The 20,399-nt window shown below is 43.1% G+C and carries 21 protein-coding genes and 1 pseudogene; 17 read left to right on the forward strand and 5 right to left on the reverse strand.

What is annotated here, in order from left to right; genetic code table 11:
• Positions 1-2: 2 nt before the first annotated feature.
• Both J2Z37_RS16290 and J2Z37_RS16295 read right to left on the reverse strand, forming a co-directional pair.
• Positions 3-314 carry a Rossmann-fold NAD(P)-binding domain-containing protein gene (locus tag J2Z37_RS16290; RefSeq protein WP_425340333.1) on the reverse strand — a complete coding sequence of 104 codons (312 nt, stop codon included), beginning with the start codon at positions 312-314 and terminating at the stop codon, positions 3-5.
• A 73-nt stretch (positions 315-387) separates the two neighbouring features.
• Positions 388-1,494, reverse strand: a complete 1,107-nt coding sequence (locus J2Z37_RS16295; protein WP_209811344.1) for a TRAP transporter substrate-binding protein — start codon at positions 1,492-1,494, stop codon at positions 388-390.
• Positions 1,495-1,838: 344 nt separating this feature from the next.
• On the opposite strand from J2Z37_RS16295, the gene J2Z37_RS16300 reads away from it, so the two are divergent.
• The 7 genes from J2Z37_RS16300 (at position 1,839) to J2Z37_RS16330 (ending at position 7,369) form a co-directional block, all read left to right on the forward strand.
• On the forward strand, positions 1,839-2,936 hold the full coding sequence (locus J2Z37_RS16300; RefSeq protein WP_209811345.1) for an amidohydrolase family protein: 1,098 nt from the start codon (positions 1,839-1,841) through the stop codon (positions 2,934-2,936).
• A gap of 17 nt (positions 2,937-2,953) precedes the next feature.
• The gene (locus tag J2Z37_RS16305) at positions 2,954-3,364 is read left to right on the forward strand and encodes a Rieske (2Fe-2S) protein (RefSeq protein ID WP_245203863.1); all 411 of its coding nucleotides are present in this window, start codon (positions 2,954-2,956) and stop codon (positions 3,362-3,364) included.
• 156 nt (positions 3,365-3,520) lie between these two features.
• Positions 3,521-4,129, forward strand: a complete 609-nt coding sequence (locus J2Z37_RS16310) for a GntR family transcriptional regulator (protein ID WP_209811347.1) — start codon at positions 3,521-3,523, stop codon at positions 4,127-4,129.
• Positions 4,130-4,156: 27 nt separating this feature from the next.
• Positions 4,157-5,119 carry an NAD-dependent epimerase/dehydratase family protein gene (locus tag J2Z37_RS16315; protein WP_209811348.1) on the forward strand — a complete coding sequence of 321 codons (963 nt, stop codon included), beginning with the start codon at positions 4,157-4,159 and terminating at the stop codon, positions 5,117-5,119.
• Positions 5,120-5,179: 60 nt separating this feature from the next.
• Entirely contained in the window at positions 5,180-5,776 is a 597-nt protein-coding gene (locus tag J2Z37_RS16320; protein WP_209811349.1) for a TetR/AcrR family transcriptional regulator, read from the forward strand.
• Between the two features lie 286 nt (positions 5,777-6,062).
• A complete protein-coding gene (locus J2Z37_RS16325; protein WP_209811350.1) occupies positions 6,063-6,932 on the forward strand; it encodes an alpha/beta fold hydrolase in 870 nt (289 codons plus the stop codon).
• A 59-nt stretch (positions 6,933-6,991) separates the two neighbouring features.
• Positions 6,992-7,369, forward strand: coding sequence for an MmcQ/YjbR family DNA-binding protein (locus tag J2Z37_RS16330; protein ID WP_209811351.1), 378 nt, complete (start codon positions 6,992-6,994; stop codon positions 7,367-7,369).
• A gap of 187 nt (positions 7,370-7,556) precedes the next feature.
• Here J2Z37_RS16330 and J2Z37_RS16335 read toward each other — a convergent pair whose 3' ends face one another.
• Positions 7,557-8,204, reverse strand: coding sequence for an NAD-dependent epimerase/dehydratase family protein (locus J2Z37_RS16335; protein WP_209811352.1), 648 nt, complete (start codon positions 8,202-8,204; stop codon positions 7,557-7,559).
• A 135-nt stretch (positions 8,205-8,339) separates the two neighbouring features.
• On the opposite strand from J2Z37_RS16335, the gene J2Z37_RS16340 reads away from it, so the two are divergent.
• Both J2Z37_RS16340 and J2Z37_RS16345 read left to right on the forward strand, forming a co-directional pair.
• Positions 8,340-8,771 (forward strand): hypothetical protein, encoded by a 432-nt coding sequence (locus tag J2Z37_RS16340; RefSeq protein WP_209811353.1) that lies wholly within the window; start codon positions 8,340-8,342, stop codon positions 8,769-8,771.
• 138 nt (positions 8,772-8,909) lie between these two features.
• Positions 8,910-10,587: pseudogene (locus J2Z37_RS16345) on the forward strand (formate--tetrahydrofolate ligase).
• 573 nt (positions 10,588-11,160) lie between these two features.
• On the opposite strand, the gene J2Z37_RS16350 reads toward J2Z37_RS16345, so the two are convergent.
• The gene (locus J2Z37_RS16350; RefSeq protein ID WP_209811354.1) at positions 11,161-12,162 is read right to left on the reverse strand and encodes a LacI family DNA-binding transcriptional regulator; all 1,002 of its coding nucleotides are present in this window, start codon (positions 12,160-12,162) and stop codon (positions 11,161-11,163) included.
• A gap of 333 nt (positions 12,163-12,495) precedes the next feature.
• On the opposite strand from J2Z37_RS16350, the gene J2Z37_RS16355 reads away from it, so the two are divergent.
• From J2Z37_RS16355 to J2Z37_RS16385, 7 genes are read left to right on the forward strand one after another with little or no spacing between them, the layout of a single operon-like run.
• A complete protein-coding gene (locus tag J2Z37_RS16355; protein ID WP_209811355.1) occupies positions 12,496-13,560 on the forward strand; it encodes a TRAP transporter substrate-binding protein in 1,065 nt (354 codons plus the stop codon).
• A 57-nt stretch (positions 13,561-13,617) separates the two neighbouring features.
• The gene (locus tag J2Z37_RS16360) at positions 13,618-14,136 is read left to right on the forward strand and encodes a TRAP transporter small permease (RefSeq protein WP_209811356.1); all 519 of its coding nucleotides are present in this window, start codon (positions 13,618-13,620) and stop codon (positions 14,134-14,136) included.
• Positions 14,133-15,407, forward strand: coding sequence for a TRAP transporter large permease (locus tag J2Z37_RS16365; RefSeq protein WP_209811357.1), 1,275 nt, complete (start codon positions 14,133-14,135; stop codon positions 15,405-15,407). Before J2Z37_RS16360 ends, J2Z37_RS16365 begins: the two co-directional genes overlap by 4 nt.
• Before the next feature lie 18 nt (positions 15,408-15,425).
• On the forward strand, positions 15,426-16,100 hold the full coding sequence (locus tag J2Z37_RS16370) for a cyclase family protein (RefSeq protein ID WP_209811358.1): 675 nt from the start codon (positions 15,426-15,428) through the stop codon (positions 16,098-16,100).
• Positions 16,097-16,888, forward strand: coding sequence for an SDR family NAD(P)-dependent oxidoreductase (locus J2Z37_RS16375; protein ID WP_209811359.1), 792 nt, complete (start codon positions 16,097-16,099; stop codon positions 16,886-16,888). The genes J2Z37_RS16370 and J2Z37_RS16375 overlap by 4 nt, the downstream gene beginning before the upstream one ends.
• 32 nt (positions 16,889-16,920) lie before the next feature.
• Positions 16,921-17,709, forward strand: coding sequence for a cyclase family protein (locus J2Z37_RS16380; protein WP_209811360.1), 789 nt, complete (start codon positions 16,921-16,923; stop codon positions 17,707-17,709).
• A gap of 16 nt (positions 17,710-17,725) precedes the next feature.
• Positions 17,726-18,517 (forward strand): cyclase family protein, encoded by a 792-nt coding sequence (locus J2Z37_RS16385; RefSeq protein ID WP_209811361.1) that lies wholly within the window; start codon positions 17,726-17,728, stop codon positions 18,515-18,517.
• 375 nt (positions 18,518-18,892) lie between these two features.
• Here the strand turns inward: J2Z37_RS16385 and J2Z37_RS16390 are convergent, their stop codons facing one another.
• Positions 18,893-19,741, reverse strand: coding sequence for a YitT family protein (locus tag J2Z37_RS16390; protein ID WP_209811362.1), 849 nt, complete (start codon positions 19,739-19,741; stop codon positions 18,893-18,895).
• A gap of 492 nt (positions 19,742-20,233) precedes the next feature.
• Here J2Z37_RS16390 and J2Z37_RS16395 point away from each other — a divergent pair, with 492 nt between their 5' ends.
• Entirely contained in the window at positions 20,234-20,389 is a 156-nt protein-coding gene (locus J2Z37_RS16395) for a hypothetical protein (RefSeq protein WP_209811363.1), read from the forward strand.
• Positions 20,390-20,399: the final 10 nt, after the last annotated feature.

Consider the following 20,399-nt stretch of genomic DNA (forward strand, 5'->3'; position numbering starts at 1 on the left):
GTCTAAGTCCAGTTCTTTCCTTTTTGATACGAACGTAAAAAATCCTCCTGGTTATAATAAAAGTGTGGTGGCATATGCCGTGGATCTGTCTCTTTGGCAGGTGTTTTATATTTTCCTAAACGAACGCCGTAAACTTTCGCACCTTGCATTAATAGAACACGTTCCAGTGAATTCGATGTTTCCTGGACGGACATTGCCACATTTTTTAACATGGCTGTATCTACTTCGATTTGTTCTGATGAGAGTGGAGCGAAATCCTGGTATGCAGAATAAAAGATGTGGGTGATGTTATCTATTTGTTTAATCTTTTGCAGCGCTCCACCTCAAAAAAGGGGGCAGCCCCCTTTTTTGAGATAAAGCGTTAGCTTGGCCAAGTCGGACAAGGTTTTATTTCACCGCTTGAATACGACGTAAGATATCCCCATATTCACTGTCGTACTTCTGATAGACTTTTTGAGAGGCTTTAAGGAATGCATCATAATCGACATCTTCTTTATCTGTAACCTCCATCCCTTCTTTCTTAGCCAGTTCAAGATTCTCTTGCTCTTTTGAACTAATAAATTCTCTTTGGTAATCTCGAGCTTTAGCAGCAGAATCTAAAAGAACTTGTTGTAATTCAGGAGTAAAGCTATCAAATTTTGTTTTTGTAATGATAAATAAAGCTGGATTATAAAAATGACCAGTAAGGCTTAGGTACTTCTGCACCTCATAAAACTTACTCGAAATGATAACACCTAGTGGATTCTCTTGGCCATCCACTACACCCTGTTGCATGGAAGTAAATAACTCTGTAAATGACATTGGAGTTGGACTAGCACCAAATGCTAAAAAACTTTCCATATGTATTTTATTTTCCATCGTTCTAATTTTTAATCCGTTTAAGTCTTCAGGTTTTTTAATGGGATGATCGTTATTTGTTATATTACGAAAGCCATTTTCAGCCCATGCTAATACTTTTAATCCAGACTTACCCAATTCATTTCCAATCTCATCACCGATTTCACCATCTAGCACTTTGTAAGCATGTTCTCGGTCCCGAAAGAGGAAAGGAAAATCAAATGCATTTGCAATAGGGGTAAAGTTTCCTAATGGACCAGTAGAGGCAAGCATCATATCGACGGTACCTAGCTGCACACCTTCCATCATTTCACGTTCTCCACCTAATTCCCCAGCAGGATGGATTTCTACTGTCACCTTACCATTTGTCGCTTTTTCAACTAGCTCTTTAAATTTCATAGAACCTTGATGAAGATAGGAGTCTTCTGAACCTGCCTGCACGTGACCAAATACAATCTTCATTTCTTCGAATTTAGATTCATTTCCCTCGTTAGGATTGGAATTGCTATTGGATGATGCGGGTTTTTCGTTTTGAGGAGATGGGTCATTAGGTTTTTGTTCTGCATTCCCAGATGTTTGTGAATCCGCTCCACACCCTGTTAGTAAGCCTGCTAGAACAACAGCTGATAAGGAACTGCTTAGGATTTTTTTAACCATTCTTTCTTTCCCCCAACCTAGTAAATTTAATTGCGTCAGATCCCTTCTTAAATTACAAAAGTGTTTCAACCGACATACATCCTGCATACAAGTGATATGCAACAGAATATAACATTCACAAAAATTTGTCAATTTAGAAAACATAAGTAACTTGCTTATAGTGTTAAAAAATATAGTCGGACAGTTTTTCTAAATTAAATAATTGACTAAAAAGTCAAAATAAAATAAAATCGTTTTTAACAAATACAACTTGCATACAGGTTGTATTAAATAAGCCGATGCTCTAAGAGCGAAAGCAAAGGAAGCTTTAGTTTTTGTGCATGAAATTATAAGGAGGTTTGTATATGAGCGATAGTACAGCCACTCAAGCAGAAGTGAAAAGTCAAAAAAGAACATTAGCGGTCATCGATTGTGATGTGCATATCCAGCCCGTCAGCTATGATGAGATCAAAGCGTATATGCGTCAACCTTTTCGTGATATGTTCAATCTCTTTAAGGGAAGAGGGATATTTGATAATCCCTTAGGACGTACTACTATCAAGGGTAACACCCCATCAGGAGGCCCCATCGCTTCTGATCCGAATCATTTGCGTGAGCAGCTTATCAAGCCAAACAATATTGAAACAGCTATTTTAAGTCCATGGATTTATGCGGATTTTTTCTCGGATCCAGATTTTAAGGCAGAGATAAATGCAGCATTTAATAGCTGGGTACATGATAAATGGCTCAATAGTAAAGTGAATTACGATGGTGTTTTTAAAGCGTCTATTACAGTGTCTCATCAGGATCCCAATTTGGCGGTGAAAGAAATTGAGCGCTGGGCAGGACATCCCGATTTTGTACAGGTTTATCTAGATTCCGGATCCCGCGCTCCATTAGGACAGCGGCAATATTGGCCGATTTATGAGGCGTGTGAGCGTTACGGGCTTCCACTTGCCATCCATGTTGGAACAGATGGACTAGGAGGAAACTCGCGGTTCACCACAGGATTTCCCAATCGTTATGTAGAATGGCTGACTTTGGTTCCTTGTAATTTCCAGGCCCATTTAGTCAGCTTTCTGACGGAAGGTGTATTTGAACGATTCCCTGGACTGCGAATGGTACTACTTGAAGGAGGTACATTTTGGCTCCCTGGAATGTTATGGAGGTTAGATGCTCTTTATAAGAGTTTTCGCTTTGAAATTCCTTGGGTCAAGAAGTTGCCAAGCTTGTACGTGAAAGACCATATTCGGTTTGGCACCCAGCCAATGCACCGTCCTGACAATGACGAACATTTCCGTTATCTCTTGGAAGTGATTGATGCTGAAAATATTATGATGTTTAGTAGTGATTACCCACATTTTGATACAGACGTTGCGGCCGAAATTTTTCCTCGAAACATTTCCGATCAGATGAAAAATAAAATTTTCTATGAGAACGCGAAAGCATTTTACAATCTATAAATAGGGGGATGAGCCATATGGCAAGCCATATCGTATGCAAAGTATCTGAACTCCCTCCGGGAGAACGCAAGATTGTAGAGTTGGAAGGGCGTTCCATTGGCGTATTCAATATAAAGGACTCATACTATGCAATTAAAAATGTATGCCCTCACTATAAGGTTGCCCTTTGTGAGGGAACCGTAACTGGAATGCCCTTACCATCCAAAGTCGGTGAATATGTGTGGGGAAGAGAAGGGGAAATTATCCGTTGTCCATGGCATGGATGGGAGTTTGATATTTTAAATGGAAAATCAATTTTCAACCCACATAAGTGTCGGGTGGCAACGTATGATGTAACAGTTGAACCCATCCAGGAGAATCTTGAAGATGAACGAGTGGAAACGTTTCATGTGACTGTCGAAGATGGGGTGGTGGTCCTTCATATTTAGGATTCTCCTTATTCCGTCCTACTAAGGATCGTCCTTTTATTGGGATTGGGGTATAATGTGAGTATTTAGACTACACTGGTTTCCTGTCCCTGTTAATATTGATAGATGATTGGATGATGGACAGAATATGGGTTTTTGAGGAGAAGATACAACGTTATGAGTAAAAAGAGCCTATTGAAAGACATAGCCTATGAAAAAATAAAAGAGAAAATATTAACTGAAGATGAACAGTATACCTCTGAGAATTCATTGGTGAATGAATTGGAGATGAGCCGGACTCCCATTCGTGAAGCACTGCAGCGATTGATGCACGAAGGATACATTAAGATTATGCCCAACCAAGGCATAGCGATCCCTGATCTTTCTGTCAAAGAACTGAATGATATTACCGAATATCGTATTGCTATTGAATCAACCTCTATAAAACAAGCGGTTCATCTCTTGAATGAAGACCACTATGTTTATCTGCAAGAAATCATTGAGAGACAAAAAGAGGCTGTCAATCAAAATAACGTGGTTCAGTTTATTCAGTCAGATGTTGATTTTCACCTTTACCTCTTGGAGATTGTGGGAAATGAGTTGTTTATTCAAGGCTTTCAGCACGTGAGCGGCAGAGTGTTTCGGCTTCGTCGAAAGATGAATAGCAACCCTATGCAATTATTGAAAAGAATTGAGGAGCATATTCGGATCATCGAATTATTAAAAGATAGAAATTTAGATTTGGTTCTAGAAGAACTGGAGAATCATTTGAAGAGTTGGGCTTGATATTTTAAAACATAAGGAGTGTTCTGCATGATTTTAGTAACAGGAGGATTTGGTTTAATCGGCTCAAATCTCGTTCGCAGGCTGTCTGATGAAGGGCACGAAGTCGTCCTTTTTGATAAAAAGGTCCAAAAGGAAAATGAATTCTTTACGAATTGCAAACACGTGCATTTTGAAGAAGGGGACGTGAAAAACCGCCTTCAACTGGATTCTTTGATTGATAACTATAACATCGATTGTATTGTACATTCGGCAGCCAATTTAAATGGGGAATACTGTAAAAATAACCCAGTAGATGCGGTGGAAACAAATACGATTGGTACACTTAACTTGCTTGAACTAGCTCGCATCCACAAGGTTCCAAAGTTTATCTATATCGGTTCGGGATCCATTTACGGCACGCAAACCAACACAGATCCTATGTATGAGTCAACGCCAGCTGTCACAATGAATACATACGCTACAACTAAAAAATTAAGTGAAGAACTCGTCCATTGCTACCGAGTAAATTATGGGTTGGAAGCAGTAAATATACGCGTTTCTTGGGTTTTTGGCCCGCTGCCAGAGCTTCGTCAACCGCACTGGAATGCGCCGATCGCGTACTATTTGTGGAACGCTATAAAGAACAATCAACTTCATGAAAAGTCTGGTCTGGATTTCATGGCGAATTACACTTACATTGAAGATGTAGTGGAAGGGATTTACCGAGTGATCAAAACGCCAGATGCCCCAGAATGTGTTCACTTAAGCAGCGAAAAAATGTACTCGAATCGTGAAATCATCGAATTTATTGCTGACAAAATCCCTGATTGTCAGATTCAAGTAGGAGAAGGTATGGATCCTTTCGTCCAACAAGCACCATTGCGTGGTCCTTTAGTTTCCGAATATAAAGAGCAAATTGGTTATAAACCAAGTGTTCACTTTAGAGAGGCACTTGATAAATATTATACATGGATCAAAAAGGAAATGGATAAAATGGGGATCACAAAATAGTTCGGAAGATGGTTATGCCATCTCCTTGACAAAAAATATACCGAACGGTATTATTTGGTTATGAATTCAAATAAAACAGAAAAAACAAAGTCCTTCATTATTGAGAAAGCATCACCCATTTTTAATAAGAAAGGTTATTATGGAACGTCTTTATCCGACTTAACCCATGCAACAAAACTTACGAAAGGGAGTATATACGGTAACTTTAAAGATAAAGATGAGGTTGCTGTGAAGTGCTTTTTATTCAATGTGAACAAAATTACAGACGAAATTTTTAAAAATATGCATGGTGTAACTAGTCCAATCGAAAAATTACTGGTTTTCCCCAACGTATATAGGAATATTTACAAAGATATTATTGAAAATGGCGGTTGTCCAATCGCGAACACGCTGATTGATTCAGATGATACACATCCTACTTTGTTAAATCTAGCATTGGATGTCATACATCGTTTGGAAAACAGCTTGGTTTCCATTATTGAAGAAGGAAAATCGGGTGGGGAAATTAGGGTGTCGGCTGAATCACACAAAACTGCGCAAACAATGATCACTTTATTTGAGGGGGGGATTATTTTGTCAAAGTCCACAAATCAACCAAGCTATTTATTAAACGCCTTGGAAACAGTGGAAGAGATCATTACCTCTCTTAAAAGGTAATTTTTTTTGGACTAAGATATACCGAACGGTATATTTTAGTCCAAATATTAACTGAATTCATTTATAAGGAGGAGATAAGATGCCCTATGCGGAAATATCAATGACGAAGAATTTCATGACAGATGAGGAAAAGGACTCTTTGTCACAAACCTTAGAATTGACAAGGCAACTTGTCTCATCACACGCATAGTGAATTCAGACTGTTTAGATTCATATTTATATTGAGATCACAGGGCAATTTTATTAAACTATGATTATCATAATTATAGAAAGTAGGTTGATTCTATTGAAGCATGATTATGTGGAAATTCCTGACGGATACAGGCTCCATTACGTGCGGGAAGGCCAAGGTATTCCTGTATTATTGCTGCATGGCTGGCCTGGATTTTGGTATGATTGGTGCAAAGTTATTCCGTTACTAAGTAAAGAAGCGGACGTGATTGTTCCGGATTTTCGCGGCTTTGGGTTGTCGGATAAACCTAAGATTGAACCCGTTGCAGGATATAGCCCGGCCATATTAGCCAGGGATATCATTGGAATTTTAGACCATTTGGGAGTGGATGAGGTGATTGTTGCAGCCCATGATATTGGAGCGACGATTGCTCAAACACTGGCTAAAACGTACCCTTCGAGAATAAAATCATTGGTTCTTTTTAACCCGCCTTATCCCGGGATCGGAGCAAGAAGGTTCGACCCTGACGTTCAGCCTCAATTCTGGTACCAGCATTTACACAACCTCGATTTATTTGAACAATTATTTGCTAATGAGCCTTCAGCTGCAAGAAAGTATGTACGCCATTTCTATGAACATTGGTCAGGTGAAAAGGGATCCATTGAGGAGAATGATCTCCAGTCCATATTGGATAGGTATGCTGAGCCGGGAGCATTGTTGAGCAGTATTATGTATTACCGCGCCAGAGCAGCAGATAAAGCGAAACAAGCAAGTGGAAGTAGCCCGAGTTCACCTATTATTCAAGAGACCTCAGTTGTTTGGGGAGAGGCAGATCCGGTAATGAAGGTCGAATGGTCGGATCGTTTGGGGGAGTTTTTTGAGAACTTCACGCTAAAACGGCTCTCTGGTATCGGTCACTTTGTTCCTTTAGAGTCGCCAAAGGAGGCGGCCGCGGCAATACTAAGTCATTTACCCAAAAATTAGAACGCTCTAACTCGAAAAGGAGGTAGCCGTTTTAGGATTTGATTCCTTTAGGAGGACTTATGGAACACGATAAAACGATTCAATCAAAACACGGGATCGAGATTCTGGAAAAGGTCCGTGGAATTTGTGAAACCCTTCCGGAAGTTGAGGAAATCGTCGACGGATTTGGTCACACCACTTTTAAAGTTAAAGGGAAATCTTTTGTCATTATGGGTGAAAGTGGTGGAAGTATAGGATTATCTTTTAAGTCGGACAAAGAAATGCAATTTATCTTACTTCAGCAAGATAAATTTTTTAAAACACCGTATATCGGCCACCACGGCTGGGTTTCAGTCAAGACGGACGAACCGATCGACTGGAACGAGCTAGGTGCTTTGATTAAGGAAGGGTACTTAAGAGCTGCCCCAAAACGATTGGTGAAGCAATTTCTAGTTTGAACCTATGTAGGATATTTTGGGACTAGCGAACATCTAATTAGAAAATTGCGGGAATTCAATGCGCGTTCCTCTTAAAGTAACTATACATACCCCCACTAGAGATGGAAAAAAGGGCTGTTTTTTCTGCGATCAATACCCAACCATTTAAAAAAGACAGGAATGGGCTTGACCTGAGAAAAGACAACCCTTATTTCAACGCATGAATCTGATCATTTTCAAAAATTTGCGTCCCGGGAAGGTAGGTTTGAGCCATTTTATGCATCGCCGATGCCACGTCTGCCGCTTGAATAGGGCGGTATTTTTGTTTCATTAGAAAGGAGAGCGGTTTACTGATCCAACCCGAGATTCTTTCGCCCAAACGAGATTCTTTTCTTTTTCCCAGGAGGAGGGAAGGACGGAAGATAAAGAAAGCGGGCAGATGGAGCGCTTGGATCGATTTTTCTGCCTCTCCTTTTACTCTGTTATAAAAAAATCTGGAATGGACATCCGCTCCCATCGAGGAAATCAAAAGAAATCGTTGGACCCCTTCCTTCTTGGAAATGGATGCGGCTAAGTATGGCAGATCGTAGTCCACTCGTTTGAACCGTTCTTTGGTCTTGGCTTTCTTCATGGTTGTACCCAGGCAGCAGAACACATCATCGACATGAAAACAGTCTTTATACTGATTCATCTGTGACAGATCTTCGACCACTACTTGCTGGATTTTTGGGTGGGGTATCTCTAACCTGTTACGGACTATAACCATCACCTGCTCATATTGCTCATCCTGCAAAAGCAAGTCAAGCAGATGGCTGCCAACCAGGCCAGTCGAGCCTAAAATTAAAGCCTTCTTCATTTCATTTCCCTACTTTTTACAAAGTTTGATCACCTTATCATGGCATGGAAAAGAAATGAAAGTCAACCCAACGTCTCTTTTCTTATTCACCAAACCGATAGAATAGGATAAAGCAATTGTAAAGGGGAGGTTTATTTGAACAAAATATTTTTATTCGTTGTAGGAATTAGCTTGCTTATATTATTGTCGGCGTGTGAGAAGGGCACAATGGGTGATATCAACGTTGATTTTGGAAGTATTGATGCAATACGAATTCAAACAATGGAGCAAGTTGAGAAAAATAATGCTTCTGAGCGGTATGAAATACAAAATGTAGATGAAGTCTCAGACTTTATAAATAAGTTGCGTACTTCCAAAAAAATTGGTAAATCAGATGAACCTTTTCCGCTCGGTGATGGGGTAATTACACTTGCTTCAAAAGGTTCCAATATCTACGGAATTAGATATTACTTGAAAAGGAGAGAATTATTGGATTTGCATAAGGGGGTATATTATGAATTCCCTGATGGACTGGAACAGTGGTTAGGTGATTTGGAGAACATGCCAAAAGTCAACAATATCAACTAAACGAACGATTTGTTTTTAGAAAGTATTAAGATTCAATGATTGTTACGAATTATGACATGTTTCTTCAGAAAAATCATTTAAACTTAGAGTAGGCCGCTAGCTCATACTATCCCTTATATAAACCCTAGGAGGAAACCTATGTCCTATAAAAGTGATATAGAAATTGCAATGGGAGCAAAAATGGAAAGAATCTCAGTCATCGGGGAAAGGTTAGGACTTTCCGAAGATGAGATGGATTTTTACGGAAAATACAAAGCGAAATTATCTTTGGACATCCTTAACAAACCATCCACGAAGAAAGACGGAAAGCTTATCTTAGTGACTTCTATTAATCCGACTCCGCCGGGAGAAGGGAAATCTACGGTATCCGTAGGTCTCGGGCAAGCTTTTCAGCGAATGCGAAAAAACGCGGTGATCGCCCTAAGAGAGCCCTCTTTGGGACCTGTTTTTGGTATGAAGGGTGGGGCGACAGGCGGCGGTTTCGCTCAAGTCGTGCCGATGGAAGATATTAATCTTCATTTTACGGGTGATTTTCATGCCATTACGGCTGCAAACAACCTCCTATGTGCTTCGATTGATAACCATATTCATCATGGAAACCTACTAGACATTGACCCCAGAAGAATTCTTTTTAAACGAGTTATGGATATAAATGACCGAGCCTTACGCCATATCATTGTGGGAATAGGCGGTAAAACCAATGGATTTTTGCGGGAAGATGGATTTATGATTACCGTGGCTTCGGAAATCATGGCCATTTTATGTTTGTCTTTGGATCTCGAGGATTTAAAAGAACGATTAGGAAGAATTCTGATCGCCTATACGTTTGATGGACAGCCTGTCTACTGCAAAGACTTAAAGGTTCATGGAGCCATGACGATGCTGTTAAAAGAAGCGATTAAGCCTAATTTAGTCCAAACACTGGAAAACACGCCTGCGATCATCCACGGTGGACCGGTTGCGAATATTGCCCATGGTTGTAATAGCATTCTAGCTACCAAAATGGCGTTAAAATTAGGCGATTATGCCATTACCGAGGCGGGATTTGGAGCCGACCTGGGAGCCGAAAAGTTTTTTGATATCAAATGTCGGTTTGGTGGATTGGCCCCTGATTGTGTCGTGGTTGTGGCCACCATCCGGGCCTTAAAGCATCATGGGGGCGTAGCCAAAGACCAATGGAATGTCCCAGACGTAGCGGCTCTTTCAAAAGGTGTAAGCAATTTGCGAAAACAAGTGGAGAATGTCAAGAAGTTTGGTGTTCCTGTCGTGGTGGCAATCAATAAATTCGTGTCCGACAGTGAAAAAGAAATCCAGTTTTTAAAGGAATTCTGCTCCTCTTTCAATGTCCCAATCGCTCTTTGTGATGTATGGGAAAAAAGGCGGTGAAGGCGGGATCGAGCTTGGACAGATGGTGATCGAAACCATGGAACAACACTCAAGTCACTTTCAACCCCTCTATCCGACAGACCTCACCATCCAACAAAAAATGACGATCATCGCTCAAGAAATCTATGGGGCAAAAGATGTGAAATTTTCTTCAAGTGCCTTAAAGCAAATCGCTGAAATTGAAAAATTAGGATTGGATAAAAAGCCTATCTGTGTGGCTAAAACCCAGTATTCTTTTTCCGATAATCCTTCTTTATTGGGCAGCCCATCAGGATTTACCATCCACGTGCAGGAAGTCAAAATCTCCAATGGCGCAGGCTTTATCGTCATCTTAACCGGAGATATTATGACCATGCCAGGACTTCCGAAAAGACCCGCCTACGAGGGAATGGATATAACAGAAAACGGAGAAATCATCGGACTGTCTTAATTGATTGATTGTATCACCTCAGAGAAGGGGTCAGCCTCCGTCTTCGGGCTATGGGATCGTTAGACGGGTTTGCTTGAGCGGCTGTATGGTGGCTGGCGGACCCAGGAGCCCTTATTTCTGAAAAAAACCAGGAATTTCGGCGCTAACCGGACACACAGGCCCTTATTCCTTGAAATTTTGCTCAAAGATCCATCCAAAGAAGCAAATAAGGGCTCTCCTGTCCGGTTCATTCCCCAAATGGGGGCTTTTGACTAAAATAGCGGCTCCTGTGTCCGTTTAGGTAGTTTACATCTTGGAACACTGAGATCTCTGATGTCAGCTTCATCACGATAAGCGAAGGAGAAGGTGGGTTGAAGTTTTCACCCGAAGAGAATTTGAACACGTAGGCAGGGGACATCTTCTCATTCCAGTTTCTCTGGTGATGGCAACGGAGCCTTCCAGCCTGAGAAGGGAGTCACTCGTAATTAAAAAAGCTGGCACAGACAGTCGATCTGTTCAGCTTTTTATCATTTCATATTTATTGGATAAACCCCAAACCCCGCCCCAGGAATCCAAGAGCAAACCTCGCGTAACCTAATTACACCCGCACGATTTCCGGATCACTAGGGATGTAGGCAGCTGGATGTGCTTGTTGTAGTTCGGGTTTTGTATTCGGTTGAGCAGGGCATCGAATGCGGTTTTTCCCACGGTATCAGGTGGTAGGCTGACATTGGTGATGGGAGGGTCGATGATGGTTGAAGCTTCAAAGTCGCCATATCCGATTAGAGCTATATCGTTTGGCCATTTTTTGGACATGTTTTTGAGCGCGGAAATCGTTCCGATGGTCATTCGGTCACTAAGAACGAAGATGGCTGTGATTTCTTTGTGGGCGGTTAGTAACTTTTCAGTGGCCAAAGCTGCACCCTCAATTGATCCATAGCCCTGTACAAGATATTCTTCCCGAAAGGGAATCCCCGACTGTTTCAATGCTTCTTTATAGCCTTCTAAGCGATCGGTTGTGGTGGTGACCTCAGGGAAATTATAAATAATTCCAATGTTTCGATGGCCGTGGCCGATGAGATGGTATGTTCCATCATACCCAGCTTGAAAATCGTCCGCTGTGACCCATGGGAGTTCGATCAGTTTGGGGTCATAACGGTTCACTAGAACGATGGGGAATTTCCTTTCGATCAGTGGCTGCAAGTAGTTAGCATCCCTTGTTGTGGGGGATAAGATCAATCCATCAATCATCCGGGAAGTAAGTAGTGTTACAGCTTCCTGTTCATCCTTTTGATTTTCATTGGTGTTGATAAAAAGGAGGTGGTAACCACGGTCCCGTGCGCGCTCACCTACAGCTTTGACAATGCTGGTGATATAGGAATCAGGGAAACTAGACACGACAAGGGCTGCCATGTTGGAGTTTTGTTGACGCAAGTTTTGGGCCATCGTGTTGGGGACGTAGCTGTATTTTTCTACCAGGCTCATAATCTTCGTATAGGTTTCTTCAGAGATCCGTTTGGTCCCATTGATTACATGAGAAACCGTGGTGACGGAAACACCGGCTTCTTTTGCGATATCCTTCATTGTTATCTTCATTATGCCTCTAATTCACCTCATTTTGGTAAAACGTTTTCCTCGGTTATTAGATATTTCTTGCAAAAGTTATAACTATTTCAGATTTATATTACCATATTTCGTAACAATAGAACAAACAAATATTATTTTTCATATGTTTCAGAATATTATTGACAGTAGAAATATTGTGTTTTAATATGGATACTAGGTAAAGCGATTAACCAAAATAAGAAAAATAAATAACTAAAGTTTCGCAAAAGAAAACTTAGATTAACTTTTTAGAAAGGTGTTTTAACTAGGGAAAATCAAAAAGGGTAAGCGATTAACCATTAATTTTAGGGGAGTTGAAGAAAAATGAGGAAGCTTTTATCTTTTTCAGCCATCGTTTTAAGTGCAGCTTTTCTAACAACTGGCTGTGGATCCTCACAAGAAGCTACAACTGAGCAGCCCAAAGAGCAGCCACAATCACAGCAACAAGCGCCACAACAACCAGAGAAGGCAGCAGGGAGTCAAGAAAAAATAGAATTTGGATTTGGACACGTTATGCCGATGGATCACCCGGAACATTTGGCAGCGCAAAAGTTTGCAGAAATCCTCGACCAGAAAACAAGTGGGCGAATTAAGGTAAACGTTTATCCTGCAGCACAAATGGGGGGATCCAGGGAGTTAATGACAAGCGTCATGAATGGAAGCATTGAGATGGTATCGACTTCAACTTTTGGTACGGTGGATCAACAACAATTAACACTGTCCTTGCCATATCTGTTCAAAGATTTTGACCATGTGAGCAAGTTTGTGGAAAGTGATATTTCCAACCAACTCTTATCCCGTCTGGATTCGCAAGGTGTACATGGAATGGGCTACTGGATGGTTGGTTTCCGCAATGTAGGAAACAGCAAGCACCCGATCAAGACACCGGAGGACATGAAGGGACTCCTGCTCCGTGTATATGAGGATGAAATGCTGAAGGATACGATAGCTGCCCTCGGAGCGAACGCGACGGTTATGCCGGTGACGGAAGTGTATACCGCTTTACAAACGGGAACGATCGACGGGGAAGAAAATCCATATGCAATTACATATACTCAGAAATTTTTCGAGGGCTACAAGTATAAGACGGAAACCCGCCATCTAAACAATTTCGAAGTCGTGGCGGCCAATCTCAATTGGTGGAATTCCCTCGCCAAAGAGGATCAAGAGCTCATCAATGGTGCTTATAAGGAAGCGACAGTCTATTACAACCAATTGCAGAAGGAAGCAGATGAAAAATATAAGCAATCCTTACTTGATGCGGGAATGGAAATTACAGAAATCACGGATTATGAGCCATGGATTAAGGCAGTGCAACCGGTCTATGACAAATGGGAAAAAACCTTGGGTGCTGACCTGATCAAATCGATTAAAGAATTAGGGTGGTAGTTCGATGCCGGAAGGGCACACCTTCCGGCTAACATTCAGCAAAGGAGGAGGGAACCCATGCTGATTCAAAGGCTGAGCGATGTATTGGATACCTGGACCAGAAGGCTGGTCATGGTGCTCGTCTGCTTGCTATTTTTAAATGTGCTTGTTACCGCACTACTTAGGTACGCCTTCAATATAAGCATTGTCAGTTCCTATGACTATTCGCGAATCTTTTTTCTCTGGTGCACGTTTTTAGGGGCCGGTATGGTGTTTAAGGCAAAGGGTCATGCCAAGTTCGTCTTTTTCTATGACCGGACAAAAGAGGGACTTCGGTTCTTGGTGGACCTGATCTGTAACACGCTTTATGTCATTTTTTTCGCCGTCATCCTGGTGGTTGGCACGAAATTGACGATTTCCGTGAGCGCACAGGTGCTTCCCGCATCGGGAATTACAGCAGCTTGGCTGTATTTGCCCATTCTGATCGCTGCCTTTCTGATGCTGATTCATGTATTATCTTTTTTCCATCACGATTTTGTCACCTTCAGAGAAGCGAAGGCCGAGGTCAAAGTAGGCGAAGGGGTTGAAAATCTATGACCCTGATTATGGTAATTGGTCTTTTTACATTTCTATCGATTGTTGGGATGCCTTTAGGCTTTGGGTTAGGGATTGCCACGATGATTGCCATTCTGGCTACGATGAATATCCCGCTAAATATCGTCATGGAGAGAATGCTGCTTGGGGTGGATTCCTTTTTATTCGTGGCGATTCCCTTATTCATGATGGCAGCAAGCATCATGAACAGGGCCGGGGTAACCGATCGGATCCTCGCTTTTGCCACCTCGTTAGTTGGACACATTCCAGGAGGGTTAGGGCACTCCAATGTGGTAGCTAGTATCATTTTCGGGGGGATTTCCGGATCGGCGATCGCAGACAGTGCGGCACTTGGCAAAATTGAAATCGAAGCGATGACAAAACAAGGCTATCCCAAAAAGTTTTCGGCGGCCTTAACATGTGCCTCCGCAACGATTGGACCGATTTTTCCACCGAGTATCCCGATGGTAATTTACGGAGGCATTGCCGGGGTGTCAGTCGGAAAACTCTTTTTGGGGGGAATTTTACCGGGATTACTGATCGCCGCATGCTTAATGATCATGGTGTATTACTTTGCTATCCGTAAGAATTATCCAAGGGAACCTTTTTCACTTAAAAGGGTAAAAGATGACTTCTTGGCCTCCTTTTTCCCGGTGATGACACCTGTTTTGATCGTAGGAGGAATTACGCTGGGGGTTTTTACCCCTACGGAAGCTGCAGCTTTCACCGTTTTATATGCATTTATCCTAGGCTTTTTCGTCTATCGTGAGTTAAAAATTTCTATGCTGCCAGAAATTCTCATGGAAACCATCACGACCTCTGCTGTCGTTATGTTCATCATCTCTACTGCATCGGCGTTTTCCTGGGTGTTAACCCGGGCACAGCTGGGGCGCGTCTTGTCGGAGTGGGCATCCAGTGCTGGAAGTGTGGCAGCCTTTCTGATTGTTGTCAATGTGATCTTGCTTATCCTGGGGATGGTGATGGAGTCTACAGCGATCCTCATTATCATGACACCCTTGCTTGTACCGGTTGCGCAAGTGTTAGGAATTGACCTGGTCCATTTTGGCATCATGATGGTTCTGAACTTAATGATTGGATTGTGCACACCGCCTTTTGGATTAAGTTTATTTACAGTTAGTCAAATTGCCAACATGTCCTTAGAAGATCTGATGAAAGCGATCCTGCCGTTTATTCCGTTCCTCTTGATCGCCTTATTGTTGGTGATGTTTATCCCATCTTTAACGACTTGGATTCCATCCTTGTTCTTCAAATAAAAGGAGGTGCTTCATAGTATGAACGTAATTGATCTCTCGATGACGATTCGAAACCACTGGCGATGGAAGATAGAGCACGTCGTCCAAGACTTCAAGGAAGGAAATGATTTCAGATCCTCTGCCTTTTACATGGGGGCGCATGCTTTTACACATGTGGATACCCCTCTGCACTGCAAGTCTGGAGAAGCAACAATAGAGCAAATGGCTGTCGATTCCTACAGCGGGGAGGCTGCAGTGATTGATCTTTCATACAAAAAGCCAGATGATCCGATTACTGTCGAGGATTTGCAAAAGGCAGAGCATGTGAGGATGAATGAGAAAATCATCTTGCTGAAAACGTGCTGGGATCTTCACTTTAGTCCAGACAGCAAAGAGTATTGGATCCGGGCCCCTTATGTTACAGAGGAGGCGGCGATCTGGCTGAGGGATAAAAAGCCGATGGTGGTAGGCTTTGATTTTCCACAGGATTATCCCATGAAGTTGATTGAAGGAGGGAAATTCAGCTTAAAAGAAATGCCGACACATATCCATTTGCTCAATGAAGGCATTCTACTTGTGGAATATCTTTGCAACATGTCCCAGATTACAGGAAATCGCGTACAGTTCCTGTGCTTGCCTTTAAAATTTGAAAACTCCGAAGGGGCACCTGCCCGGGCCATTGTGATTGAAAATGAAGAGGAGGACATGCGATGAGCTTTGACGGCCAAGTGGCCATTGTGACGGGCGGGGCAAGCGGAATTGGCAAGGAAACGGCGCGTGTTTTTGCCCAAAAGGGAGCAGCTGTAGCCATTATCGATTATGCTGGCGATGCGGCGATCAATGCGGCTTTTGAGGTTAGCAAGGACACCGGTAATGATCAGATCATGGGGATTAAAGCAGATGTGGCCCAAAGCAAAGAAGTGGTGGCCATGGTGGATGAGGTGGTGAAATCCTATGGTCGAATCGATTTTCTAGTCAACTCCGCTGCGATCCGGGCTGCCGGCAATGTTCTCACACTAGATAAGGAGGTATGGGATCAGGTAATGCAGGTTAATCTGAAGGGCATGTTCCTGACGTCTAGATACTGCTTACCCAAAATGATCGAGGGGGGCGGCGGCTCGATTGTCCATATTTCGTCGGTGCAGTCTTTTGCTTCGCAAAAGAATGTCGTAGCGTATACCGCTTCCAAAGGGGGAATCAACGCATTAACCCGGGCGATGGCTGTCGATCATGCCGCGGACCATATCCGAGTCAATGCAGTCTGTCCCGGCACGACCTACACCCCTGCTGTGATTAAATCGGCTGGACGATTTGAAGGGGAGAAAACGTTGGAGGAATGGGGCAAGGCAAACCCTGTAGGGCGCTTAGGTGAAAGCTTGGAAATTGCCCATTTGGTGGTGTTTCTTTGTAGCCGGGAAGCCAGTTTTATGACGGGTGGCGTCTACACAGCAGATGGTGGATTATTGGCCAAGTTACCATGTGAATTACCTGAAAACAATTGATATTTAAACTTACAAAATTGGAGGGAAAATGTATGTCTAAGTGGATCGATTTAACTTTACCTTTATATGAATATATGCCAGTAGGAAATGTTTGGGCTTGGGATGTCCCTTTTCAAACCGAAACAATTACGAAGGATTCGTTTAATGGCTATGAATTAACCATGATCAAAATGTTCTCCGAAACCGGAACACGCCTCATGATTCGTGCGATGCAGGATCCCAAAGCACCTAGAGTACATGAGTTGCCTTTAGAAACCTTGATGATGAGGGATGCCGTTGTTGTGGATCTGCCTGCTGCGGCTGACTATGAAGTGAGTGGAAGGGATATTATCAACGCCTTTGAAGGGGTTGAAATCCGCACCAAGGATGCCATCATCCTTCGCACCGGCTGGGGTGATAACGAAAGATGGGTCGAGATTGGCGATGATTATGCTCGCACCGCACCACACTATTCCAAAGAAGCAGCAGAGCAGCTCGTTGAAATCATGAAAGCGCATGATTCAGATCTTGTCGGTACGGATATTCCATACTGGGGTGGCGGTAGAAAATACCAATTGCCGCTATGGGGCTCCAAGCCAGCTTGGGAGAGGAATCCCTTCCCATCCGTTGAAGCAAAGCGCTTCCTTGCCCAATATTCGCGGGAGAAAGCTTATGAGGATTTCCCATCTCCCAATGTACTGAACTCAGCCGACGTGATGTATATCGGAGCGATGTGTAATTTGGGAGCAATCTCTAAGTCCCGTGTGAAGCTTTCCGTCTTGCCATTGAAGGTCCAAGGGGCCCGCGGTGCGACTTGTAATGTTGTAGCTTTAGAAGAATAGAAGGAGGAATTGAGAGATGGCAAATGTAATTAATCTAACCTTACCACTTTATCCTGGAATGCCGGTAGGAAACGTATGGGCTTGGGATGCCCCTTATCGGCAGGAACCGATTGTGACATTAGAACAAAATGGGGTGCGGATCGACGCTATTTCCCTACACTCCGAAACCGGGACCCGGCTGATGATGGCGGCGACCATTGATCACACCGCACCCACGATTGGGGAAATTGACCTAAATAAATTTGTTAACCGCGACGCCGTGGTGATCGATATACCAAAGGGTCCGGAAGAGGAAATTACACCGGAAGACATTGAACGCTATGTGGCAGTGGATCCGGAATACCGCGAAGGCGATATCGTCTTAATCCGCACGGGGTGGGGCAATGATCGACGCTATGAAAAGATAGGGGACAACTACGCGATCCAGACTCCCCATTTCCGGGAAGATGGCTCCATCCGTTTAACAGAAATCATGAAGCAAAAGAAAAGCGACACCGTTGCCATCGACGTGGCCTATGTAGGATCCTGCGGCTGGAAGCATATGAAAAAGGAGTGGGTCGACCTCCCACCTTGGCTGCGTACCCCGTTCCCATCCGAAACAGCAAAAACGTATCTCAAGCACTATACTAAAGATAAATCCTGGCCCGACTGGGCAGCGTCCTGGCCGCTCCATGCACACGGCTACATCATAGCGGCTCTGTGTAACCTGAATCAGATCACGAAAAAGCGGGTGAAGCTGACGGCCCTTCCGCTTATGACCAGAGATTGCATCGGTGCCCCAGTTACGGTGGTGGCAATCGAGGATTAGTGATTTGTGTGAAAGACCCTTGGATAGAGGAATCCAGGGGTTTTTTTGTGCGGGTATACATGGGCTCTGCTCAAGACCCTTTTGGCTGGCTGGTTAGGTGTGATTTGGTCATGAGAGCCCCGGTCAAGACCATTTTGTTGGCTTGTTAGCTGGGATATGGTCATGAGAACCCCGGTCAAGACCATTTTGTTGGCTCGTCAGCTCAATTTTGGTCATGAGAGCACTGCTCATGACCCTTTCCTCGTCTCGCCTGCTCAGTTTTGGTCATGAGAACCCTGGTCAAGGCCCCCGTCACTCAGGCCAACTCCCCTTCATCAGGGTGCCCGACCGCGCCCCACACCAAAACGTCTTCATCGCTCGGCCCCGCGAGCCCCTTTAAACGGCGGAAGCAAAACTTCGGGAGAAGCCTTCTCCAACTACTTCTGTTGCCTCACACAAAATGATAAAAGCCAGCGGATCAATCGCTTGGACCAATGCCTTGAGTGGGTTGACTTTCGTTGGGCTTAGGACGGTGACCATGATGACTCTCTCATGATTGGTATATCCACCGGCGCCCGATATTCTTGTTAGTCCTCTATCTAATTCATGCAGGATGGTCTGACTAATTTGCTTTTCAAATTCGCCAGAGGTGATGATGTAGGCGACTTTGGAGCCTTGACTTTTCCCCTGGATAAACTCCATCGTCATGCGCGTCACGAAGGCGCCAAGGAGTGCGTACAATGCCTTTTCTGGCGAGAAAACCAATCCCCCCGCGATCATGACGGTGGCGTCGAGGAACAAAATCGATGTACTATGCTTGACAGCTCTTTTCTTATGTAGAATCTGGGTAATTAAAGTAAAGCCCCCGATATTCCCCCCTGCCCGAAAGACCAAAACTAACCCCAGCCCCACACCTAAACCGCTATAGATAGCCGCCAATAGTGGATCATGTGTAAGGGGAGCCAATCCACGCGTGACATCAACAAAAAAAGGAATCAGTAAGGAACCGAACACCGATTTGAAAAGGGTCCCAAGACCCAAAAAATACCCGCAAATGATCAATAAAAGTAAGGTACATCCCCATAAAACAATCGCCGAAGAAACATGAAAGACGGAACTGAGGACAAGGGAGGCTCCAGTTAATCCGCCTGAAGCAATTTCATTTGGACTTTGTAATACATTAAAAGCTAATGCAATGATCAGCGTACCTACTAAAATCGATCCATATTGTTTCACCTGGTCCATGCACTTTAGCTCCTTTTTTAAAAAGATTATAAGAAGAAAGTGAATTTCTAGCAATGAAGCAAAGAAACGCTTTACATTTTTTATGCTTTGGGGCTTTTTGAAGTTAAATGATGAAAGAACCAAACAACATACACGGAATTTTGACAAATTTAAATCAATACAATATCATTAGAAAATACAAATAATTTAATAGCTGTTTCTAGTAAAGCTGAAGGTTACCTCTTCTTGGACTCAGGGGCGCTTTGCCCCCACCACGTTTTCCCTTCCCCACTATCAATGGTTTTGTTGCTTCATGGCCTATCACATTCACCTTTTCGTTACAACTTTCAAAGCATTGACCTCTGAGATTATCACTACTCGAGAGAAGTGATAAAGAAAAACGCTACCTAAGTAATTGGAGTAAGTAACCTTTCAGCTTGCGCAATATTTTTGAAGGAGGTGAGAATCTGTTTCGTACCGGTTTTATTATGAAATGAAAGGAGGACAAATCACTTGCTCGAAAAGCTGGAGAAAGAAATTGAGGAACGAGTGGAAATGCTGGAAAACCCCGCCTATGATTATGGACAAACATTTAATAGGCAGGATGTTCTTGGTATTTTGGTGGTTGCGGTGATCTGTGTTTTAGGTCTAATTTGGGGCAATTTATAAACTTACATTG

It is taken from the genome of Ammoniphilus resinae, from assembly GCF_017873965.1.
GTDB lineage: Bacteria > Bacillota > Bacilli > Aneurinibacillales > RAOX-1 > Ammoniphilus_A > Ammoniphilus_A resinae.

What these genes read in the sequence shown, in the direction of transcription:
- J2Z37_RS16300 (WP_209811345.1), top strand. Translation starts at nt 1,839, where the DNA reads ATGAGCGATAGTACAGCCACTCAAGCAGAAGTGAAAAGTCAAAAAAGA.
- J2Z37_RS16375 (WP_209811359.1), top strand. Translation starts at nt 16,097, where the DNA reads ATGAGCTTTGACGGCCAAGTGGCCATTGTGACGGGCGGGGCAAGCGGA.
- J2Z37_RS16390 (WP_209811362.1), bottom strand. Translation starts at nt 19,741, where the DNA reads ATGGACCAGGTGAAACAATATGGATCGATTTTAGTAGGTACGCTGATC.
- J2Z37_RS16350 (WP_209811354.1), bottom strand. Translation starts at nt 12,162, where the DNA reads ATGAAGATAACAATGAAGGATATCGCAAAAGAAGCCGGTGTTTCCGTC.
- J2Z37_RS16310 (WP_209811347.1), top strand. Translation starts at nt 3,521, where the DNA reads ATGAGTAAAAAGAGCCTATTGAAAGACATAGCCTATGAAAAAATAAAA.
- J2Z37_RS16330 (WP_209811351.1), top strand. Translation starts at nt 6,992, where the DNA reads ATGGAACACGATAAAACGATTCAATCAAAACACGGGATCGAGATTCTG.
- J2Z37_RS16305 (WP_245203863.1), top strand. Translation starts at nt 2,954, where the DNA reads ATGGCAAGCCATATCGTATGCAAAGTATCTGAACTCCCTCCGGGAGAA.
- J2Z37_RS16360 (WP_209811356.1), top strand. Translation starts at nt 13,618, where the DNA reads ATGCTGATTCAAAGGCTGAGCGATGTATTGGATACCTGGACCAGAAGG.
- J2Z37_RS16365 (WP_209811357.1), top strand. Translation starts at nt 14,133, where the DNA reads ATGACCCTGATTATGGTAATTGGTCTTTTTACATTTCTATCGATTGTT.
- J2Z37_RS16370 (WP_209811358.1), top strand. Translation starts at nt 15,426, where the DNA reads ATGAACGTAATTGATCTCTCGATGACGATTCGAAACCACTGGCGATGG.
- J2Z37_RS16335 (WP_209811352.1), bottom strand. Translation starts at nt 8,204, where the DNA reads ATGAAGAAGGCTTTAATTTTAGGCTCGACTGGCCTGGTTGGCAGCCAT.
- J2Z37_RS16385 (WP_209811361.1), top strand. Translation starts at nt 17,726, where the DNA reads ATGGCAAATGTAATTAATCTAACCTTACCACTTTATCCTGGAATGCCG.
- J2Z37_RS16380 (WP_209811360.1), top strand. Translation starts at nt 16,921, where the DNA reads ATGTCTAAGTGGATCGATTTAACTTTACCTTTATATGAATATATGCCA.
- J2Z37_RS16295 (WP_209811344.1), bottom strand. Translation starts at nt 1,494, where the DNA reads ATGGTTAAAAAAATCCTAAGCAGTTCCTTATCAGCTGTTGTTCTAGCA.
- J2Z37_RS16315 (WP_209811348.1), top strand. Translation starts at nt 4,157, where the DNA reads ATGATTTTAGTAACAGGAGGATTTGGTTTAATCGGCTCAAATCTCGTT.
- J2Z37_RS16355 (WP_209811355.1), top strand. Translation starts at nt 12,496, where the DNA reads ATGAGGAAGCTTTTATCTTTTTCAGCCATCGTTTTAAGTGCAGCTTTT.
- J2Z37_RS16320 (WP_209811349.1), top strand. Translation starts at nt 5,180, where the DNA reads ATGAATTCAAATAAAACAGAAAAAACAAAGTCCTTCATTATTGAGAAA.